The sequence below is a fragment of the Streptomyces sp. SudanB5_2050 genome (assembly GCF_964272335.1).
Classification (GTDB): domain Bacteria; phylum Actinomycetota; class Actinomycetes; order Streptomycetales; family Streptomycetaceae; genus Streptomyces; species Streptomyces rochei.
Map to the genome: position 1 here is coordinate 3,236,281 of NZ_OZ186760.1, position 19,803 is coordinate 3,256,083.

Annotated in this window: 13 protein-coding genes; 8 read left to right on the top strand and 5 right to left on the bottom strand. The window is 73.4% G+C overall.

Annotated elements, in window-relative coordinates; genetic code table 11:
* Positions 1 to 33 precede the first annotated feature (33 nt).
* The 3 genes from ACFZP7_RS14375 to ACFZP7_RS14385 form a co-directional block, all read right to left on the bottom strand.
* Complete coding sequence (locus ACFZP7_RS14375) at positions 34 to 1,593, bottom strand: DUF5719 family protein (protein ID WP_385634551.1); 1,560 nt, start codon at positions 1,591 to 1,593, stop codon at positions 34 to 36.
* Positions 1,590 to 5,360: a glycosyltransferase gene (locus ACFZP7_RS14380; protein WP_385634552.1), complete on the bottom strand. Its 3,771-nt coding sequence runs from the start codon at positions 5,358 to 5,360 to the stop codon at positions 1,590 to 1,592. Before ACFZP7_RS14380 ends, ACFZP7_RS14375 begins: the two co-directional genes overlap by 4 nt.
* 214 nt (positions 5,361 to 5,574) lie before the next feature.
* The gene (locus tag ACFZP7_RS14385) at positions 5,575 to 5,838 is read right to left on the bottom strand and encodes a WhiB family transcriptional regulator (protein WP_003975777.1); all 264 of its coding nucleotides are present in this window, start codon (positions 5,836 to 5,838) and stop codon (positions 5,575 to 5,577) included.
* Between the two features lie 715 nt (positions 5,839 to 6,553).
* Here ACFZP7_RS14385 and ACFZP7_RS14390 point away from each other — a divergent pair.
* The 4 genes from ACFZP7_RS14390 to ACFZP7_RS14405 all read left to right on the top strand — a co-directional run bounded on the left by ACFZP7_RS14390 (position 6,554) and on the right by ACFZP7_RS14405 (position 10,424).
* Positions 6,554 to 7,072, top strand: coding sequence for a cysteine dioxygenase (locus ACFZP7_RS14390; RefSeq protein WP_385634553.1), 519 nt, complete (start codon positions 6,554 to 6,556; stop codon positions 7,070 to 7,072).
* A 33-nt stretch (positions 7,073 to 7,105) separates the two neighbouring features.
* A complete protein-coding gene (gene cofD / locus ACFZP7_RS14395; RefSeq protein ID WP_019331067.1) occupies positions 7,106 to 8,065 on the top strand; it encodes a 2-phospho-L-lactate transferase in 960 nt (319 codons plus the stop codon).
* Positions 8,062 to 9,369 (top strand): coenzyme F420-0:L-glutamate ligase, encoded by a 1,308-nt coding sequence (locus ACFZP7_RS14400; RefSeq protein ID WP_385634554.1) that lies wholly within the window; start codon positions 8,062 to 8,064, stop codon positions 9,367 to 9,369. The genes cofD and ACFZP7_RS14400 overlap by 4 nt, the downstream gene beginning before the upstream one ends.
* Before the next feature lie 65 nt (positions 9,370 to 9,434).
* Positions 9,435 to 10,424: a DNA-3-methyladenine glycosylase family protein gene (locus tag ACFZP7_RS14405; RefSeq protein WP_385634555.1), complete on the top strand. Its 990-nt coding sequence runs from the start codon at positions 9,435 to 9,437 to the stop codon at positions 10,422 to 10,424.
* A 452-nt stretch (positions 10,425 to 10,876) separates the two neighbouring features.
* On the opposite strand, the gene ACFZP7_RS14410 is transcribed toward ACFZP7_RS14405, so the two are convergent.
* Together ACFZP7_RS14410 and ACFZP7_RS14415 are read right to left on the bottom strand one after the other, a co-directional pair.
* Positions 10,877 to 11,959 (bottom strand): NDP-sugar synthase, encoded by a 1,083-nt coding sequence (locus ACFZP7_RS14410; protein ID WP_019329996.1) that lies wholly within the window; start codon positions 11,957 to 11,959, stop codon positions 10,877 to 10,879.
* A gap of 103 nt (positions 11,960 to 12,062) precedes the next feature.
* The gene (locus ACFZP7_RS14415; protein WP_385634556.1) at positions 12,063 to 13,466 is read right to left on the bottom strand and encodes a peptidoglycan recognition protein; all 1,404 of its coding nucleotides are present in this window, start codon (positions 13,464 to 13,466) and stop codon (positions 12,063 to 12,065) included.
* 139 nt (positions 13,467 to 13,605) lie between these two features.
* Between ACFZP7_RS14415 and ACFZP7_RS14420 the strand changes: the two genes are divergently transcribed.
* From ACFZP7_RS14420 to ACFZP7_RS14435, 4 genes are all read left to right on the top strand, one after another.
* Positions 13,606 to 14,370, top strand: a complete 765-nt coding sequence (locus ACFZP7_RS14420; RefSeq protein WP_046251097.1) for a TIGR03089 family protein — start codon at positions 13,606 to 13,608, stop codon at positions 14,368 to 14,370.
* A 249-nt stretch (positions 14,371 to 14,619) separates the two neighbouring features.
* The gene (locus ACFZP7_RS14425) at positions 14,620 to 15,849 is read left to right on the top strand and encodes an LCP family protein (protein ID WP_385634557.1); all 1,230 of its coding nucleotides are present in this window, start codon (positions 14,620 to 14,622) and stop codon (positions 15,847 to 15,849) included.
* A gap of 261 nt (positions 15,850 to 16,110) precedes the next feature.
* Entirely contained in the window at positions 16,111 to 17,865 is a 1,755-nt protein-coding gene (locus ACFZP7_RS14430; protein WP_282392436.1) for an LCP family protein, read from the top strand.
* Between the two features lie 223 nt (positions 17,866 to 18,088).
* Positions 18,089 to 19,759, top strand: a complete 1,671-nt coding sequence (locus ACFZP7_RS14435; RefSeq protein ID WP_385634558.1) for an LCP family protein — start codon at positions 18,089 to 18,091, stop codon at positions 19,757 to 19,759.
* Positions 19,760 to 19,803 lie beyond the last annotated feature (44 nt).

The window sequence follows — 19,803 nt, forward strand, 5'->3', positions numbered from 1 at the left end:
GGGCTGCGCGGGGCCCCGTACGGCTGCCGGCGGCTACGCGGGCGGCTGCTGCAGCACCGACAGGTTCTGCTCGGCCTTCGGCACGGACACCGTGCCCCGGTCGTCGGGCAGGGGCTGGACGGTGAAGGAGGCCACGTCCTCGTCCTCGCCGGTCAGGGTGCGGGCGGCGTACACGGGGCCGCCCGAGACCGTCTCGACCGTCAGCGCGTAGGTGCCCTTGAGGCCGGCCGGGACCGGCACCTCGACGTTCTGGGTGGTACCGCCCTCGATCGTGAACGTCTTGGTCGCGGTCGTCCCGCCCTCGGTGCCCGCCGACGCCGTGACCTCGACCTTCGCGGTCCGGTCCGGCGCGGTGACGGACAGGGTCGTGCCCTTGGCCCGGTTCTCCGCGGCCGTCGCCCGGGCTCCGACCGGGTCGGAGGCCGGGATGAACGCCGACTCCTGCTCACCGCCCTCGCCCCGTACGACCCGGACCGCCGCCACGACCGGCACGGAACCGCTCGTCGGCGTCAGCACCAGCGAACCGGCCTCGCCGCGCGTGACCTCGCCCAGGTCGACGCCGGTCGTCATGCCCGCCTTGACGTGCACGGTCTCGTGGCCCGCCGGCGTGATCGCCCCGGACGGCGAGGCGAGCCGCACCTTCAGGTCGGCGTCGCTGCCACCGGGCGTGAACAACATCAGGCGTACGGAGGTGGCGTCGGCGGGGATGCCCGGCACCACCAGCTCACCGGCCGGGTCCGCGGCGGCGGTCAGCCAGTCGCCGCCGGTCTTGTCGTCCAGGGCCTGCACCGCCGCCCCGAGCCGGCCGCTGCGCACGTTGACGTGCACGGTGACGTCGGTCTGCTCCACGTCGGTGAGCGTGGACAGCAGGAGGGACTCGCCGCCGCCCGGCGGGACCGTGACGCCCTCCCCCACCGTGGACTTGAGGACGCCGTCCTTGCCGTACAGCTCGATGTCGACGACGGCGGCGGAGTCGTCCGGGTTCGTCAGGTGCACGTAGTCCGTGCGGCCGCTCGCCGTGCTGGCACCCGGGAACCAGAACTCGGTGTCCGGAGCCGTGCAGTTGAGGCCCAGCAGTCCCCGGCCCGTGCCGGCGGCGACCTCGGTGGTCTGCTGCACGGTCCAGCCGGGGGCGTGGCTTCCCTCCGCGGTGCCGGTCAGCGCGGGTGCGTCGGCGCCCGAAGCCGTCCCGGTGACCGGCGTGCCGGGCGCCCCGGGCCGCAGGACGGGCTCGCCGTCCTTGCCGTCCTTGGCGTCTTCGCCGTCCTTGGCGTCTTCGCCGTCCTTCCCGCTCTCGGCGTCCTCGCCGCCCTTGTCGGCCTCCGCTCCCGCCCCGTCGGCCGCCGCCGTGAGCGTCGCCGTCCCCTTCTCCTCGGCGCCCTCGGTGACGGGCGTGAAGGAGGTGTACGTCGTCTCGGCGAGGTCGGAGGCGCTGGGTGCCGGGCACAGCAGGCTGGTGCGCTCCACGGGCAGCCTGGCGGCCGGTTCGGCGGTCTCCGCGCCGGTGTCCCCCGGCGCGGAGACCGCCGCGAACCCGGTGACGGCGGCGAGCGCCGCGGCTCCCGCGAACAGGGACAGGGTGGTGCGCTTCACTGCTGGCTCCCGTCGGGACGCTCACTGCCGGTGCCGTGGGGGTGGTGCGGCTGGGAGGGGTCGTACGGCGTGCCGTACCCGCTCTGGTCGTACGCCTGGCCGTAGGCGGGGTCGTAACCGCCGGCCTGGGGCGGGCCGGACGGATCGCCGTAGCCGTACGGGTCGTACTGGCCGCTCTGGACGGGCTGACCGCTCTGGGCAGCCTGGCCGCCGTGGCCGCCCGGATAGGCGTCGGCCTGGTACGGGTCCCCCGGGTAGGGCTGCTGCCCGTAGGCACCGGCGTCGTACGGCTGCCGGGTGTCCTGCTGCTGCTCGCCGCCGTACGTGCCGTAGGAGCCGTACTCGGCGGGGGCGTACGCCGCCTGGTCCCAGTCGCCGTAGTTCTGCTGGTGGGGCACGGGGGCCGGGGCGTCCGCGGGCGGCGGGGGCGCGTCGGCGTCCACGGCCTCGGCCGTCGCGCCGGGGGCGGCGGCCGCCTCGGCCTCGGCCTGGGCCCGCAGCCGCCGGGCCCGGCGCCCTTCGCCCTCGACGGCCTGGGCCGGGACGATCGGCTCCTCGGGCAGGTCGTCGTCGACGTCACGGCGCCGGCCGGGCAGGGCGAGGACGACCAGGAAGACGCCGAGGAGACCCTGGGCCCACAGCCAGGCGGTGTGGGTGAACGGGGTGTCGTAGGTGACGTCCAGCTTGCCGCCGGAGGCGGGGAGTTCGAAGCCCTGGGCCCAGCCGTCGACGGTGGTGCGGGTGAGCGGCTTGCCGTCCAGGGTGGCCGTCCAGCCCTCGGCGGCCGTGTCGGCGAGGCGCAGCACACGCCCTTCGGAACCGGACGGGACCTCGGTGTGGATCTCCACGGGTCCGGCGGCGACGGGCTGCGGCTCACCGGCGCCGGAACCCTCGCCGGAGACGATGGTCGCCCGCGCGACCTCCTGGTCCACCCGCCACAGCCCGCTGCCGTCCTGCTGGCTGAGCCGGCTCAGGCCGGGCGTGGCGTCGAGGACCCGGGTGACCTCGCGGGGCGCGCCCTTGTGCACGAGGACGTAGCGCACGGCGAAGCCGCCGAGCTGGTCGGCCTGGTCGGCGCCGGAGCCGGCCACCAGATTGGCGACGGTCTTGTCGAGGTGGCTGTTCCCGCCGTCGCCGGCGGCCACCTCCCCGTCGCCGAGGCGGGCGCCGGAGCCGCGGACCAGCATGTAGCTCACATGGGCCGCGGAGTCGCTGTCGAGGACGAGGGTGCGGGCCTGGTCGCGGGTGCGGCTCTCCTCGGCCACGAACGCCGGCACCTGGGTGGGGTCGCGTCGCTCCAGGGGCCCGTCGGCGCCCCCGATCATCCAGCCGACGGCGGCGATCAGCGGGCCGACGGCCGAGGCGAGGGCGATCAGCGCGGCGACCGGCTGGCGCCAGCCGAAGCTCTGCTCGGCCACGCGCGAGCGCGCCCCGTCGGCGCCGAGGGTCGCGGCGGCCAGGAGGGCGAGGCCGTAGACGAGGGTGGCGGGGCCGGCCCAGGCGGAGCGGTTGGACAGGGCCGCGAAGACCAGGGCGACCAGGGCGACGGCCCAGGCCGTGCGGATGCCCAGCTGCCGCTCGGAGCGCAGCAGGGCGGCCAGGGCCGCCAGCACGATGCCGATGAGCAGGAGCCCGCCGACCGTGCCGGGGCCGCCGGGGCTCGCGCCGAGCAGATCGAGGGCGGAGGCGGCCGAGGCGCCGTACTCGAGGCCCGCCTCGTCGAAGAAGCCGAACGGGAGCAGCGTCAGCGACCAGGGGGCCAGGAGCAGCAGGGGCGTGCCGAGCTGCGCGAGGAAGCGCAGCCCGTACGCCGTGATGTCGGCGCGGCGCAGCACCAGGACGCCGGCTCCGAGGAGCAGCGCGAGGGGCCACACGACGGGCGTGAAGGCGGTGGTGATCGTCAGCAGCAGGGCGTACGCCCAGGTGGCGCGCCAGCTGCCGCGGGTGCCGGAGGAATTCGTCAGGCCCGCCGCGGCGGCGCCCGCCCGGGCGAGGAGCGGCAGGAGCACGGCGAGGAGGGCGGTGCCGATACGGCCGCCGGCCAGGGCGCCGGTGGCGGCGGGCAGGAAGGCGTAAGCGACGGCCGCCCACGCGCGCAGCAGCCGGGAGGGGACCAGCGGGCGGGAGGCGAAGTACGCGGTGGCGCCCGCCAGGGGCACCGAGCAGACCAGCAGCAGGGTGACCGCGAGTCCGGTGGAGCCGAGCAGCAGGGTGGCGACCGTGGCGACGATCGCCAGGTAGGGCGGCGCCGAGGCGGTGCCGCCGGTGCCGACGGTGTGCCAGGCGTCCGCGTACCGCGCCCACAGGTCACCGGCGCCGGCCGGGGCGGGCAGCAGGGCCCCGCCGGCCAGCGCGCCGCCGCCGAACAGGGCGCGGCAGGCGACCAGCGAGACGAAGAGCAGCAGCAGGAAGAGCACCGGCCCGGGCTTGCGGGCGACGCGCTTGAGCCGGGCGAACTGCTCGACCTCGAGGAAGTCGGCGTCGTCGCCGCCGGGGCCGGACTCGATGGCGCCGCCGTGCCGTCCGGCGCCGGGGGCCGCCTCGGCGTCGGAGGCGCCGACCAGATTGCCGGCCACCTGTTCGACGGTGACGCGGATGGTCGCGCCGGGCGGCGGGAAGAGCGAGCGCAGTTCGTCCTTCTCGATCTGCGGCCGGCCGCGTTCGCGTCGTCCGGCGAGGATGCGCTCGGGGCGCAGCAGGACGCCCAGCAGCCCGCGGATCTCGTCCAGGGCCTGGCCGGGGGCCTTGCCGACGAGGTACGCCAGCGTCCTCAGGAGGGTGCCGAGGACGAGGCGCAGCAGGACCCACGGCAGGGCGGCGGTGCGGGTGTTGACGAGGAGGGTGTGGACGGCGCCCGCCTTGTCCACCTTGTGCGGGGAGGCGGTGGTGCGGCCGGCGCAGTCGACGGTGCGGCGCTCGCGGGAGGCTGCCTCGGCGTGGCGCACGACCGCCTCGGGGGCGACCAGGACCCGCAGTCCGGCGGCGTTGGCGCGCCAGCACAGGTCGACGTCGTCGCGCATCAGGGGCAGTCGGCGGTCGAACCCGCCCAGCCGTTCGAAGACATCACGCCGGATCAGCATGCCCGCGGAGGAGACGGACAGGACGGACCGCACGTGGTCGTGCTGGCCCTGGTCCTGCTCGCGGCGGTCCAGACCGGTCCAGCGGCGGCCGGAGTTGGCGATGGAGACGCCGACCTCCAGCAGCTGCCTGCGGTCGTACCAGCCGCGGAGCTTGGGGCCGACGACGGCGACGTCGTCGCGGCCGAGTTCGTACTCGTTGTCCACGACGCGCAGCAGTTGGGCCAGGGCGTCGGGTTCGGGGGCGCAGTCGTCGTGCAGCAGCCACAGCCACTGCACCGGGTCTCCGTGGGGAAGATCCGGCAGGTCGTAGGCGTCGTCGCGCCAGGTGCGCGTCACGGGGTCCCAGCCGCTGGGCCGCTTCAGGTAGGGCAGGTCCTCGGGGGTGAGGACGGGCGCGATGCGGGTGGCCTCCTCGACGGCCTGGCCGAAGCCGGTGCGGCGGGCGAGGTGGAGCACGTGGTCGTCACCGAGGGCGTCGGTGACCAGCCGGGCGGAGTCGTCGGCGCTGCCGGTGTCGGCGGCGACGGCGTACTGGACGGGGCGCTCCTGGCCGAGCAGCCCGGCGAGTGCGTCGGGCAGCCAGCGGGCTCCGTCGTGGGTGACGAGGACCGCGGTCACGACGTGACGCGGGAACTCAGGTGCGGCAGCGAGGTCTTGCTGGGCTGCCGTGTGGCTGTGCACGGACATCGAGGTACGGGCCCCGGTTCGGTGGACTGCGGTGGACGCCCGTGCCTGTTGGGGGTGGCGGGGCGTCTCGGACGAGCGCCCACACTATCGGCTGGGCAGAAGGACGGCCCGCCGCCTGTGGACAACCCACCTGCGAAGGGCCGTTATCGCCGTCGTCGCTTGTCCGCCGCAGTCACCGCTCGCCTGCCGTAGTCGCCGCTTGTCCGCCGTCGCGTCAGACGGCGGCCTTCTTCAGCCGGCGGCGCTCCCGCTCGGACAGTCCGCCCCAGATGCCGAAGCGTTCGTCGTTGGCCAGGGCGTACTCGAGGCACTCGGAGCGGACCTCGCAGGCGAGGCAGACCTTCTTGGCCTCTCGGGTGGAGCCGCCCTTCTCGGGGAAGAAGGACTCGGGGTCGGTCTGGGCGCACAGTGCGCGCTCCTGCCAGCCGAGCTCCTCGTCCGCGTCGTCGACCAGCAGTTGCTGCACCAGCTCGGTCATGTGCGCCCCTCGTCTGTCTTTCGCGTCCCCGTGATCCAGCCGTTATGGATTCCGGCTGAACGACACGAGTGAAATTACAAGTGTGCTGCTCCGGGCGAGTCAAGCCGGGATCTGCTATTGGGCCCCTTATTCACTCTGCGGAACCAAGGCATTGCGGAAAGTGTTCAAATCGGCATAAACCTTGACATCCCAACGAGCCCCGCCGAGGCGTCCGCCCTGCGCGGTGGCCACACCAGGAAGGACGCCCGGGCGTTCGATCCCGTTCCGATACACACGCCGAAGCAAACTTGATCACATTCGGATCACGGGATTGCAACGGGGGTTGTGCGCCCGGCTTGTGCGCCATGTGTCCCGGAAGCCGCCTGAGCAAACCTTTCACCTTCCAGATGAACCGGATGAGGTGAAACATGTCCCACATAACGGGCATCGAGTTGACAGTGCCGGTGTGAACCGCTGTCCTTGGGGGCATGCTCGCGAACTTGGCACTCACCTCGACCCGCACCGCCGGGTCCCACGGTGCTGCCCACGTTCGCCGTAGCTGTTGTTGCTGTTCCGGCTGTTGAGCCCCACCGCGCTCCGGCCGTCGACCTGGTCCACGCGACCCGGTCGTCCCCTCCCCGCCGCCCCACCAGGGCGCGCTCAGCCGTACCGCCCCCTTTTTCCTCCCCCCTCCTTCCTCTCCTCCTGACTCACCCTCCGAGGACCCACCCCACCCATGAACAGCGACAGCGACCTCCAGATCGCCGGCGACATCCTCGAAGTCCCCCACCTCCTGCAGGCACCGCGCGAGCACCCGGCCACCGTCGCCGAGTTCGCCGGCCTGCTCCGCGCCCTGGCCGCCGATCGGTCCGCCTGGCAGGACCTCGTCCGGTACGACGCGACCACGCGCTGGTACCAACGGCTGCGCACCGGCCCCGGTTACGAGGTCTGGCTGCTGTCCTGGCTGCCCGGTCAGGGCAGCGGGCGCCACGACCACGGACCCTCTTCCGGCGTGTGGACCGTCCTGGAGGGCGCCCTCACCGAGCGCACGGAGCGCGGCACGCGCGCGCTGCGGCCGGGGACACAGCGGGTCTTCGCCCCGGGGTACGCGCACGAGGTGGTCAACGACGCGCTGGAGCCGGCGGTCAGCCTGCACGTCTACTTCCCGGGCCTGACCGAGATGCCCATGCACTCCGCGCGGTGCTCGGCCACCGCCGCGCGGAACACGGACGCGGGCACGGTGACGACTGCCTGACGCACTGTCGCACCCGCCTGCGAGACTGGGTCCATGCGCATTGTGGTTCTGGCAGGCGGCATCGGCGGTGCCCGGTTCCTGCGTGGTCTGAAGCAGGCCGCGCCGGACGCGGACATCACGGTCATCGGCAACACCGGGGACGACATCCACCTCTTCGGGCTGAAGGTCTGCCCGGACCTCGACACGGTGATGTACACGCTCGGCGGCGGCATCAACGAGGAGCAGGGCTGGGGACGGGCCGACGAGACCTTCCACCTCAAGGAGGAACTCGCGGCGTACGGCGTCGGGCCCGAGTGGTTCGGCCTCGGCGACCGGGACTTCGCCACACACATCGTGCGGACGCAGATGATCACGGCCGGGTACCCGCTGAGCGCGGTGACCGAGGCCCTGTGCGACCGCTGGAAGCCCGGCGTGCGCCTGATCCCGATGACCGACGACCGCGTGGAGACCCACGTGGCGGTCGAGCTGGACGGCGAGCGCAAGGCGGTCCACTTCCAGGAGTACTGGGTCCGGCTGCGGGCCTCGGTCCCCGCCGAGGCGGTCGTCCCGGTCGGCGCCGAGCAGGCGAAGCCGGCCCCCGGCGTACTGGAGGCCATCGCGGAGGCGGACGTCATCCTCTTCCCGCCGTCCAACCCGGTCGTCTCCGTCGGCACGATCCTCGCCGTGCCCGGCATCCGGGAGGCGATCGCCGACGCCGGGGTGCCGGTGGTGGGCCTCTCCCCGATCGTCGGGGACGCGCCCGTGCGCGGGATGGCCGACAAGGTCCTCGCGGCGGTCGGCGTGGAGTCCACGGCCGCGGCGGTCGCCGAGCACTACGGCTCGGGACTGCTCGACGGCTGGCTGGTCGACACCGTCGACGCGGAGTCCGTCACCCGCGTCAGGGCGGCCGGCATCCTCTGCCGCGCCGTCCCGCTGATGATGACCGACCTCGACGCCACGGCGCAGATGGCCCGCGAGGCGCTGACGCTGGCGGAGGAGGTGCGCCAGGCATGAGCGCCGACGCTCCCGGCTACCGGGTGTGGGCCGTCCCCGGCCTGCCCGAGGTGGCACCCGGCGACGACCTGGCCAAGCTGATCGCGGCGGCCGAGCCGGCGCTCGCCGACGGGGACGTGCTCCTCGTCACCTCCAAGATCGTCTCCAAGGCCGAGGGCCGGGTCGTCCAGGCCGCCGACCGGGAAGCCGCGATCGACGCGGAGACGGTGCGGGTGGTGGCCCGGCGCGGCACGCTGCGCATCGTGGAGAACCGTCAGGGCCTGGTCATGGCCGCGGCCGGGGTCGACGCCTCCAACACGCCCGCCGGCACCGTGCTGCTGCTCCCCGAGGACCCGGACGCCTCCGCCCGCGCCATCCGCGAGGGACTGCGCACCGCGCTCGGCGTCGACGTCGGCGTGATCGTCACGGACACCTTCGGCCGCCCCTGGCGGGCCGGGCTCACGGACGTGGCGATCGGCGCCGCCGGCGTACGCGTCCTCGACGACCTGCGCGGCGGCACCGACGCGTACGGCAACGCGCTGAGCGCCACCGTCGTCGCCACCGCCGACGAACTCGCCGCCGCGGGCGACCTGGTCAAGGGCAAGGCCACAGGCCTGCCGGTCGCCGTGGTGCGCGGCCTCCCGCACGTGGTCCGCGACGACGAGGGCGAGGGCGCCCGCGCCCTGGTCCGCGGCGCACGCGACGACATGTTCCGACTGGGCACCTCCGAGGCGGTCCGGCAGGCGGTCACCCAGCGCCGCACCGTACGGGCCTTCACCGACCAGCCGGTCGACCCGGGCGCCGTGCGCCGCGCGGTCGCGGCGGCCGTGACCGCGCCGGCCCCGCACCACACGACGCCGTGGCGTTTCGTACTGCTGGAGTCCGAGGAGTCCCGCACCCGCCTGCTGGACGCGATGCGGGACGCCTGGATCGCGGACCTGCGGCGCGACGGCAAGAGCGAGGAGTCCATCGCCAAGCGCGTGCGGCGCGGGGACGTCCTGCGCAACGCGCCCTACCTCGTCGTCCCCTGCCTCGTCATGGACGGCTCGCACACCTACGGGGACGCGCGGCGCGACGGGGCCGAGCGGGAGATGTTCGTGGTCGCCACCGGCGCGGGCGTGCAGAACCTGCTCGTCGCGCTCGCCGGGGAACGCCTGGGCTCGGCGTGGGTCTCCTCGACGATGTTCTGCCGGGACGTCGTCCGGGAGGTCCTGGACCTGCCGGACGACTGGGACCCGATGGGCGCGGTCGCGGTCGGCCACCCGGCGGAGGACCCCCGCCCCCGGCCGGAGCGGGACGCCGCGGCGTTCCTCGAGGTCCGGTGAGCCGTCCGGGCGAGCCTCTACCCTCGTAGGAGCCTTTGCTTCCTCTCGCCCCAAGGACCTCTCCCGTGGCCGGACGTTTCGCTCCCCGCCCCCCGCGCACCCCGGTGCGCGCCGGGGAGGCCGCCGTGCCCCGGCAGGCCCCCGCGCCGGGCAGGGTACGGGTCTGGGTGCCGGACGGGCCGCTGGAGCTGGGACTGGTCCTCGGCCCGCTGCGGCGCGGACCGGGCGACCCGACGTTCCGGACCACGCCGGACGGGTCGGTGTGGCGGGCCAGCCGGACGCCCGCCGGCCCGGGCACGCTGCGGGTCACCGCGCGCGGCGGCGAGGTGCGGGGCGAGGCGTGGGGGCCGGGCGCCGAGTGGCTGCTGGAGCAGTTGCCGCGGCTGCTGGGCGCCGACGACGACCCGTCCGCGTTCGTGCCGCGGCACCGGCTGCTGGCCCACACCGCTCACCGGCGTCCGGGGCTGCGGCTGACGCGCACCGGGCTGGTGCTGGAGTCGCTGATCCCGTCGATCCTGGAGCAGAAGGTCACGACGCTGGAGGCGTACCAGGCGTGGCGGCTGCTCGTACGCAAGTACGGCGAGCCGGCGCCGGGGCCCGCGCCCGCGCGGATGTCCGTCATGCCGGCGGCACGGACGTGGGCGCTGATCCCGTCCTGGGAGTGGCATCTGGCCGGCGTCGACGACAAGCGGGCGTCGACGATCCTGCGGGCGGTGCGGGTCGCCGCGCGGCTGGAGGAGGCGGTGGGGATGGAGCCGGCGGCGGCGCAGGAGCGGCTGGAGCTCGTGCCGGGCATCGGGCCGTGGACGTCAGCGGAGACCGTGCAGCGCAGTCATGGGGCGGCGGACGCGGTGACGGTGGGGGATCTGCATCTGCCCGGCATCGTGGGGTTCGCGCTGGGCGGGGACCGGTACGCGGACGACTCCGTCATGCTGCGGCTGCTGGAGCCGTATGCCGGGCAGCGGCATCGGGCGGCTCGGTTGGTGCTGTTGAGTGGGCGGGTGCCGGAGCGGCGGGCGCCGCGGATGGCTCCGCGGGGTATCGAGCGGTTGTGAGGGAGCGGGGCGGGCCGGGGTTTCCTCGGCACCCGGCGTGTGTGAGCACGGGGGTGGGTGCGCAGCCCGGCGCCGACGGGGTGCCGCTGCGCCCACCCGTGCCGCCCCAGCGGCACGACTGCCCGCAGCTCAGCGTGGATAGCCAGCTCAAGCTGCACGGCGGGGTAGCCGCGTACGGCGGGAGGGGACGTGTCGGGGGGTGTCCGCCCGCAGCGGTTGGCGCGTCCGCGCCGTTCACCCCCGTAGCCGACCGATTTCGCGCCGTTCCGAGGACGGACACCCCCCGGCGCGGCCCCGACCCACAGACCACGAACCGCGCTACGCGCACCCCCACCAAGGCCGCAGTGGCGCCGCAGGCACCCCACCCACCGAGCCGCGCAGGCCGCCGCAGGCACGCCACCCACGCACCCGCACAGGCCGCCGCAGGCACCCCCCGCCCAACCGCCGGAGGTCTACGCGTCGGAGGAGAAGCGCAGCGCCGCGGGTGGGATGTGGGCGTCGCACCAGATGCGGGCCCCGGAGCGGAGTTCGTTGTCGGCGCCGACGACCGCCCCGTCGCCGATGACCGTGTCCGTGAGGACGGAGCGGGTCCCGACCCGGGCCCGGGTGCCGATGAGGGAGTCGGTGATGACCGCCCCGGGCTCGATGACCGCCCCCGGAAGGATCGTGCTGCCGAAGACCCGCGCCCCCTCCGCCACGAACGCGCCCTCGCCGACCACCGTGCCGCCGGCCAGCTTGGCGTCGGGCGCGACGCGTGCCGTGGGCAGGACCAGGCGGTCGCCGCAGCGGCCCGGTATGGCCGGGGACGGGGCACGGCCCAGGACCAGGTCCGCTGAGCCCCGTACGAAGGCCGCCGGCGTGCCCAGGTCCAGCCAGTACGTGGAGTCGACCATGCCCTGGAGGTGCGCTCCGGTGGCGAGGAGTTCCGGGAAGGTCTCGCGTTCGACCGAGACGGGCCGGCCCGCCGGGATCGTGTCGATGACCGAGCGGCGGAAGACGTACGCGCCCGCGTTGATCTGGTCGGTGACGATCTCCTCCGGGGTCTGGGGCTTCTCCAGGAAGGCGAGGACCCGGCCCGTGTCGTCGGTGGGGACCAGCCCGTACGCCCTCGGGTCGGTGACCTTCGTCAGGTGCAGGGAGACGTCCGCGCCCGTCGTCTCGTGGGTGCGGACCAGCGCCCCGATGTCCAGGCCGGTGAGGATGTCGCCGTTGAAGATCAGGACCGGGTCCTCGGGACCGGAGTGCAGCCGCGACGCCACGTTGCGGATCGCGCCGCCGGTGCCGAGCGGCTCCTCCTCGGTGACGTACTCCAGGTGGAGCCCGAGGGCCGAGCCGTCGCCGAAGTACGGCTCGAAGACCTCGGCCAGATAGCTCGTCGCGAGCACGATGTGCTCGACGCCCGCGGCCTTGGCCCGCGCCAGCTGATGCGTGAGGAACGGCACCCCCGCCGCCCTGACCATGGGCTTCGGCGTGTGCACCGTCAGCGGCCGCAGCCGCGTGCCCTTGCCGCCGACCAGGAGGATCGCTTCTGTCACCGTCGTCTCTGCTTCCTGCCGGGACCGGCCGAACTGTCTTTCGGCCGGCCAGTGTATGCAGACCGTTCCCCGGCGCCCTCGGTGGTCGTGCGGTGTGCCGCCCTCAGCGGCCCTGGTACTTCGCCGCCGTGGAGCGAGCCGTGCCGAGCTTGCCGTAGAGCTTCTTGCCGGGGCAGCTCGTGGCGAAGCCGTCACGATGCCCGGAGATGACGTTCAGTCGTACGTTCTTACCTTTTCGGTGGAGATTGCCACCCCCCGACTTGAGATATGTCTTGCCGCGCGGATTCATGCCGTACAGACCGAGCTTCCACGCGGTGAGCCGGGCGATCGCCTTCACCGCCGCCGACGAGGGCTTCTTGGAGGTGTAGGTGCCGAGTACGGCGATGCCCATGCTGTTGGAGTTGAAGCCATAGGTGTGCGCGCCCAGGACGGCCTTGCTCACTCCCCCGGCCCGGCCCTCGTAGATCTTTCCGCACTTGTCGATGAGGAAGTTGTAGCCGAGGTCACGCCAGCCCATGCTGTTGACGTGGTAGCGGTAGATACTGCGAATGACTGACGGGGCCTGCGAGCAGCGGTAGTTGTTGCCGGTGGCCGAGTGGTGCACGAAGGCCGCCTTCACCTTCTTCGTGTACACGAACTTCTTCTCGCGCAGTTTCTCGTCGGCGCCCCAGCCGCGGCGCGTGGTGATGCTCGGGCGGGGGCCGGTGTACGGCTTCGCCCGCTGCCGCTCCGCCGGGATCTCGGCGGCGCCGAACGGGGCGAGGTCCGCGTTGGCGGCCCAGGCCGCGGCCGCTTCCGCCGACCCGGCGGCCTGGGGGGCCAGGGCGCCGGTGCGGCTGCCGTCCCCGGGTGCCGACCCGGCGCCCTCGGGCGGGGCGCCGTCGCCGGGGTCGACGAGTTCGAGGCGCATGCCGCCGGGCAGCGGGAAGGCCGTGTGCCGGGCGGAGCCGGTCGCCTCCGGGGCGGTGCGGGCGGCTCCCGGCGCGCTCTCGGCCCGCACCCGGACCTCCACGCCGTCGGACTCGCCCACCCACAGCGGTGCGGTGGCGCCGCGGACACGGCCCGAGGTGCTCTCGGGGGTGCCGGGGTCGGCGGCGTGGTCGGCGTTGTGGGTTTCCAGTTCCTGCCAGTCGGACCAGGAGCCGGTGGCGGTGGCGCGGGTGCGGACCTGGACCTGGCCGTGCAGTTCGGCGGCCGGGTCGTCCCAGACGACGCCGACCAGGGAGAAGGGCCGTACGTCCCGGGGGGTGACGCCCTGTTGGGCGGCACCGGGGGCGCGGTCCCGGCCGAGCGGGGCGAGGGGCAGCGACTGGGTGCTGCCGGGGACGGACGCCTCGGCCGGGGCCGCTCCCCGGGCCGAAGCCGGGTCCGTTCCCCGGGCCGCGGTCGAGGAGGCTGACGAGGTCGCGGAGCCGGTGGTGGTTGCCGCCGACGCGGGCGGGGCGAGCGGGAGGGCCAGGGCCGCCGCACACGTGACACCGATCGAGGAAGCAAGGAATCCACGCATGCCATGGATCGTGGACATCACCGGACAAATCTGTCCAATGGTGAACTGACGGTTCGTCGGGAGTTTTCCTCCGATCCGGTGGCGGTGCCGTACGCCGTACGCTCGGTGCCGGCGGGGTCGCCCGCGTACCCTTGCGCGGATGAACGCGACCGATCGCACCCCTGCCGACCTGCTGAGTTCCGCGCTCGCCGCGGACCCGGGACGCCCCCTGGTGACCTTCTACGACGACGCCACCGGCGAACGCGTCGAACTCTCCGTGGCCACCTTCGCCAATTGGGTGGCCAAGACCGCGAATCTGCTCCAGGACGAACTGTCCGTCGAACCCGGCGACCGGGTCGCGCTGCTGCTGCCCGCGCACTGGCAGACGGCGGTGTGGCTGCTGGCGTGCGCGTCGGTCGGCGTCGTCGCCGACGTGGCCGGCGATCCGGCGGCGGCGGACGTGGTGGTGAGCGGTCCGGACCCGGAGTCGCTGGAGGCGGCACGGGCGTGCTCGGGACCTCGGATCGCGCTGGCGCTGCGGCCGCTCGGCGGGCGGTTCGTGCCGTCCGCGCCGGAGGGCTTCGCCGACTACGCCGTGGAGGTGCCGGGGCAGGGCGACCGCTTCGTGCCGTACGTGCCGGTGGACCCGGAGGGACCCGCGCTGATCGTGGCGGGACGGGAGTTCAGCGGCGCGGAGGTCGTGGAACGGGCTCGGGCGGAGGCGCAGGGGCTGGGGCTCACGGGGCCGGGGGCGCGCATCCTGTCCGGGCTGCCGTACGACACGTGGGAGGGATTGAGCGCCGGGCTGTACGGGCCCTTGGCGAGCGGGGGTTCGGTGGTGCTGTGCCGGCATCTGGAGCGGGCCGGGGACGGAGTGCTGGACCAGCGGATCGAGACGGAGCGGGTTTCCGCCACGGCGTTGTAAGGCGCCACGGCGAGAGGCCGGCCAAGGCGCGGCGAGCCGCCGATCACATCACAGCGAGCCGCCGACCGGAGCACGGTGAGACGCCGGTCGAAGCACGGCTGATGCCGGCCCAGGCGCGGCGAGACGCCGTACGAGGCGCGACGAGCCTTCCCCGCCGCAGGGCCGGCCCGGCGTGGCGGTGCTGCCGCCACCCGGTCCGCGTGACCCGTTCGGGTCAGTTGCGGTCCGCTTCCGGCGCCCCTTCGGTCCATGATCGTAGGAGCGCACGTGTGCGGGACGGAGGGAGACGTGAGCGACGACGACGCGGGCACGCCCCCCGGGCGCCACGAGCCCGGGGCCGGGGCGTCCGCGAGCGGGGACGGGCTGCGGCGGCGGCGTCGCAGGCGGCGGCTCGGCTGGACCGGGGTGGGCGTCGCGGCGCTGGCCGTCGCCGCGGTGGGGGCCGGGTGGGCGGTCTACTCCAAGCTGAACGGGAACATCACCGCCGACGAGGCGGCGGCGGCCGAACTCGCCCGGTACGAGAAGGAGCGGCCCACCGCACTGGTCCGCGGCGCGCAGAACGTCCTGGTGATCGGGTCGGACACCCGCTCCGGCGACGCCAACGCCCGTTACGGGCGCGACGACGGGACCGAGCGGTCGGACACCACGATCCTGCTGCACCTGTCCGCGGGCCGCGACAGCGCCACCGCCGTCTCCCTCCCCCGCGACCTGATGGTGGACGTGCCCGGCTGCCGGCGCCCGGACGGGCAGCGCTCGCAGCCCGTGTTCGCCCAGTTCAACTACGCCTACGAGGTGGGCGGTTCCGCGTGTTCGGTCCGTACGGTCGAGAAGCTGACCGGCATCCGCGTCGACCACCACGTGGTCGTCGACTTCCAGGGTTTCAAGAAGATGGTCGACGCGCTCGACGGCGTCGAGGTGTGCCTGCGCGAGCCGGTGGACGACGAGGCCGCCCGGCTGGAACTGCCCGCGGGCCGGGTGACGCTCGACGGGGAGCAGGCCCTCGGCTACGTCCGGGCCCGCAAATCGCTCGGTGACGGCAGCGACACCGACCGAATGGAACGGCAGCAGCACTTTCTCGGGGCTCTCGTCAACAAGGTGCAGAGCAATGACGTACTGCTGAATCCGGTGAAGCTGTATCCCGTTCTGGACGCGGCCACGTCTTCTCTCACGACGGACCCGGATCTGGCGAGTCTGCGCGGTTTGTACGACCTCGTACGAGGGCTGCGCGACATTCCCACCGAACGCGTGCAATTCCTGACCGTGCCGCGGGAGTCGTACGCGGGAGACCCCAATCGTGACCAACTCGTGGAGCCGGACGCGGAGAAGTTGTTCACCCGCCTCCGGACGGACGAACCCGTGGCGGTCGCGGCGGGAACCGGCTCGCAGGCGCCGGACGATGCGGGAAAGCCCACCGGAAGCGGTGATTCCCCCGAACCGACGTTCAGCGGCAACACCGCGGCCGAGGACATCTGCGAGTAAAGCGCATTCCAAAACGGGCCGGACCGCACACGGAACGGGCGGGGAAGTGCGGACAGTTGTCCAATAAATGCGCCGGATTGCCCAGTTGTAAGGTTCGTGGAATGTGCCACCGGACGTCGCCCGGTGAGGAACGGTGCGGCTAATGTGAGCGGGCCGGTGTGCCCGGCCACCGGGCTCCGCCCTGGCCGCGCACTCAGTGAGCCAGACCTGGCGCCTCGAGGGGAGGGCGCCGCGTGGCCCCGACGGAGGATTCGGACGACCGTGGACGCGCAAGGCCGTGGGCGGGTGGAGGACATCGACCCCGCAGACCAGTGGGTACTCAATCCGGAAACCGGCGAATACGAACTGCGACTGGCCCCTTCCGCACCGCAGTCGCGGGTGCCGGGCCAGCGCGGCGCCGCCGGCACCGGCCGCGCGTCACGCCGCCGCGGCGCACCGGCGTCCGCCTCCACCTCCGCCCCCGCACCGGAGCGTGAGGTCCCCCCGCCGCGCAGACGCCGCACGGCCCCCGAGGAGCCGCCACCCGGGCGGCGGGGACGGCGGCGGCCGGCGAAGAAGTCGAAGGGCAAGAAGATCCTGCTGTGGACCGGCGGGACCATGGCGCTCGTCGTCCTCGCCGCCGGTACGGCCGGTTACCTGTACCTGCAGCACCTCAACGACAACATCGAGTCCCTCCCGGACGACGGCGCGGGCACCGGCGGCTTCCAGAAGGACCAGGCGATCAACATCCTGCTGATCGGCACCGACAAGCGCACCGGCTCCGGCAACGAGGGCTACGGCGACAACGGCAGCGCGGGCCACGCCGACACCACGATCCTGCTGCACGTCTCCAAGGACCGCTCCAACGCCACCGCGCTCAGCATCCCCCGCGACCTGATCGTCGACATCCCCGACTGCCCGACCACGCAGGAGGACGGCTCCACGAAGGTCATCCCCGGCTCCACCGGCGTCCGCTTCAACCAGAGCCTCGGCCAGAGCGGCCGTACCCCCAGCTGCACCATGCGGACCGTCACCGAGCTGACGGGGGTGAGGCCCGACAACTTCATGGTGGCCGACTTCAACGCGGTCAAGACGCTGACCTCGGCGGTCGGCGGCGTCGAGGTCTGCCTCGCCAAGGACATCAACGACCCCGACTCGCACCTGAACCTGCCGGCGGGCAAGCACACCATCGAGGGCGAGGACGCCCTCGCCTTCGTCCGCACCCGGCACTCCGTCGGCTTCGGCGGCGACCTGAGCCGCATCGAGATCCAGCAGCAGTTCCTCAGCTCGCTCATGCGCAAGCTCAAGTCCAACGACACGCTCACCAGCCCCTCGAAGATGGTGAAGCTGGCGGAGGCGGGGACCAAGGCCCTGACCGTCGACTCCACGCTGGACGACATCGGCAAGCTGAAGGACCTCGGGCTCGAACTGGGCAAGCTCAACACCAAGAACCTCTCCTTCGTCACGGTGCCGGTGCGCGACAACCCCGCCGAGAAGGTCAAGGCGACGGTCGTCCTCCAGGAGGAGCCCGCCCGGCAGGTCTTCGACATGATCAAGGAGGACGTCTCCTTCACCGAGGTCAAGAAGAAGGAGTCGGAGAAGGAGAAGAAGGAGAAGGCCGCCGTCGCCGCCCGCCTGGAGGGCGAGAAGTCCGACCCCTCCGAGGTGCGCGTCCGCGTCCTCAACGGCGGCGCCCCCGACGGCAGCGCCCAGCGCGAGCTGCTGTACCTGCAGAACGAGGCCGGCGTCACCAAGTCCGAGAACGCGGGCGACGCCGACGCCGAGGTCGCCAGGACCACCCTGGAGTACGCCCCCGACCAGGCCGACCAGGCCCGCGCCCTCGCCGAGATCCTCGGCCTGTCCGGCGCCGCCATGAAGCCCGGCGAGAGCGTCACCAACGCCCAGGGCCTGCCCACCATGACCCTCACCCTCGGCAAGGACTTCAAGGGCGCCGGGGTCAAGCTCGACGCCGCCTCGGCGGAAGCGCCCGAAGAGGCCCGCAAGTCCACGGCCGACAAGGTGGAGTGCGCGAAGTGACCTGACGGGCCCCGATCGCGTCTGACAGGGCGACAACGGTCCATCGGCGCGGCGGCGGCGGACGGCCGGGGCCGGAGCGCCTTCCCGAGAAGGACGTCGCTCCGCGTGACCGGAGCAATCCGCGGGCGACGCCGTACAGCCAACCAGGGGCCCCGTACGTCCAACAGTGCGAACGGGTGGCGCGCGACGGCATGTTCGCGGGCCCGAGGGCGGGAAGAGGGACATGACGCAGAGCAGGGTGCACGAGGAGGGGACGCGACCGGACGCCGTCCGGCGCCCCCGGGGCGGCGGGGGCCCCGGGGGCGGCGGCAGCCGGACCGGCACGCGGCGCGCCGGACGCGGGCACCGCGCGCTGCGCTGGTCGGCGACGGTCCTCGCGGTGCTGATACTCGGCACGGCCGGCGCCGGATACCTCTACTACGAGCACCTGAACGGCAACATCGAGAAGGGCGAGCGCAGCAGCGGCGACTCCAAGGCGGACAGGCCCGAGCCGAACGCGGCCGGGCAGACGCCCCTCAACATCCTGCTGGTCGGCTCCGACAGCCGCGCCTCCGACGCCAACGTGGCCCTGGGCGGCGGCAGGAACCACCGCGACAACCCGCCGCTGGGCGACGTGCAGATGCTCATCCACCTGGCCGCGGACCGCAAGAGCGCCTCCGTGGTGAGTATCCCGCGGGACACCAGGGTGGACATCCCCGCGTGCACGGACCCGAAGACCGGTGAGACGTACCCGGCGACCAACGCGATCATCAACGAGTCGCTGGGCCGGGGCGGCGCCGGCTGCACCCTGGCCACCTGGGAGAAGCTGACCGGCGTCTACATCGACCACTGGATGACCATCGACTTCGCCGGTGTCGTGTCGATGGCGGACGCCGTCGGCGGCGTCGAGGTGTGCGTCAACCAGAACGTGTGGGACCGCCCGCTGCCCGCCGTGCCGGGCGGCTCCGGGCTGAAGATGACCGCCGGGCGGCACAAGGTCGAGGGCGAGCAGGCGCTCCAGTGGCTGCGCACCCGGCACGCCTGGGGCAGCGACCTGCTGCGCGCGCGGGCGCAGCACATGTACATGAACTCGATGATCCGCACGCTGAAGAGCCAGAACGTCTTCACCGACACCGGCCGGCTGATGGGTCTGGCCGAGGCGGCCACCGAGTCCCTGACGGTCTCCGAGGAGATCGGCACGGTGAAGAAGCTCTACGACCTGGGCATGCAGCTGAAGACGGTGCCGACGGACCGCATCACCATGACGACGATGCCCACCGTCGAGGACCCCCAGGACGGGAACCACCTGCTCCCGGCCGGTGAGGACGCGGAGCGGATGTGGGCGATGCTCCGCGACGACGTGTCCTACGACGACAAGGGCGGCAAGGGCAACAAGGGCGACAGGGGCGGCGAGGACACCGGACAGGGCAGCGGTTCCGAAGGTGGCGGCGGTGAGGGCTCGGCAGCCGCGCGGGAGGGGCGGCAGGACCGGGCCGCCCCCGACGCCGAGATCGGCGTCCTGGTCCGCAACGCCACCCGCTCCGCGACCCTCGGACCGGTCGGCGGCCGCGCGACGGAGGTCGCCCGGGCTCTGACGCGCCAGGGATTCGTCAAGGCGGCCACGGACACCTCGGCCGCCGTCGCCGAGGAGAGGACCGTGGTGCGCTACCCGAGCGCGGAGACGGCGGGGGACGCCCGGCGGGTGGCGGAGGCCCTGGGCATTCCGGCGAGTTCGGTGCGCAAGTCCGCGGACGTGTCCGGGATCACGCTGGTGGTGGGAGCGGACTGGCGCTCGGGAACGTCGTACCCGGAGCAGAGCAAACCCGAGGCCGGGGACCTGCCGGAGGGCAGCGACGCCCTCAACGGGTCGGACTCCGGCACGTGCATGGACGTGTACAAGCCCTACCGATGGTAGGAACTCGGGAAAATAGGAGGGATTTGCCCGGTTGTAGGGGCGCA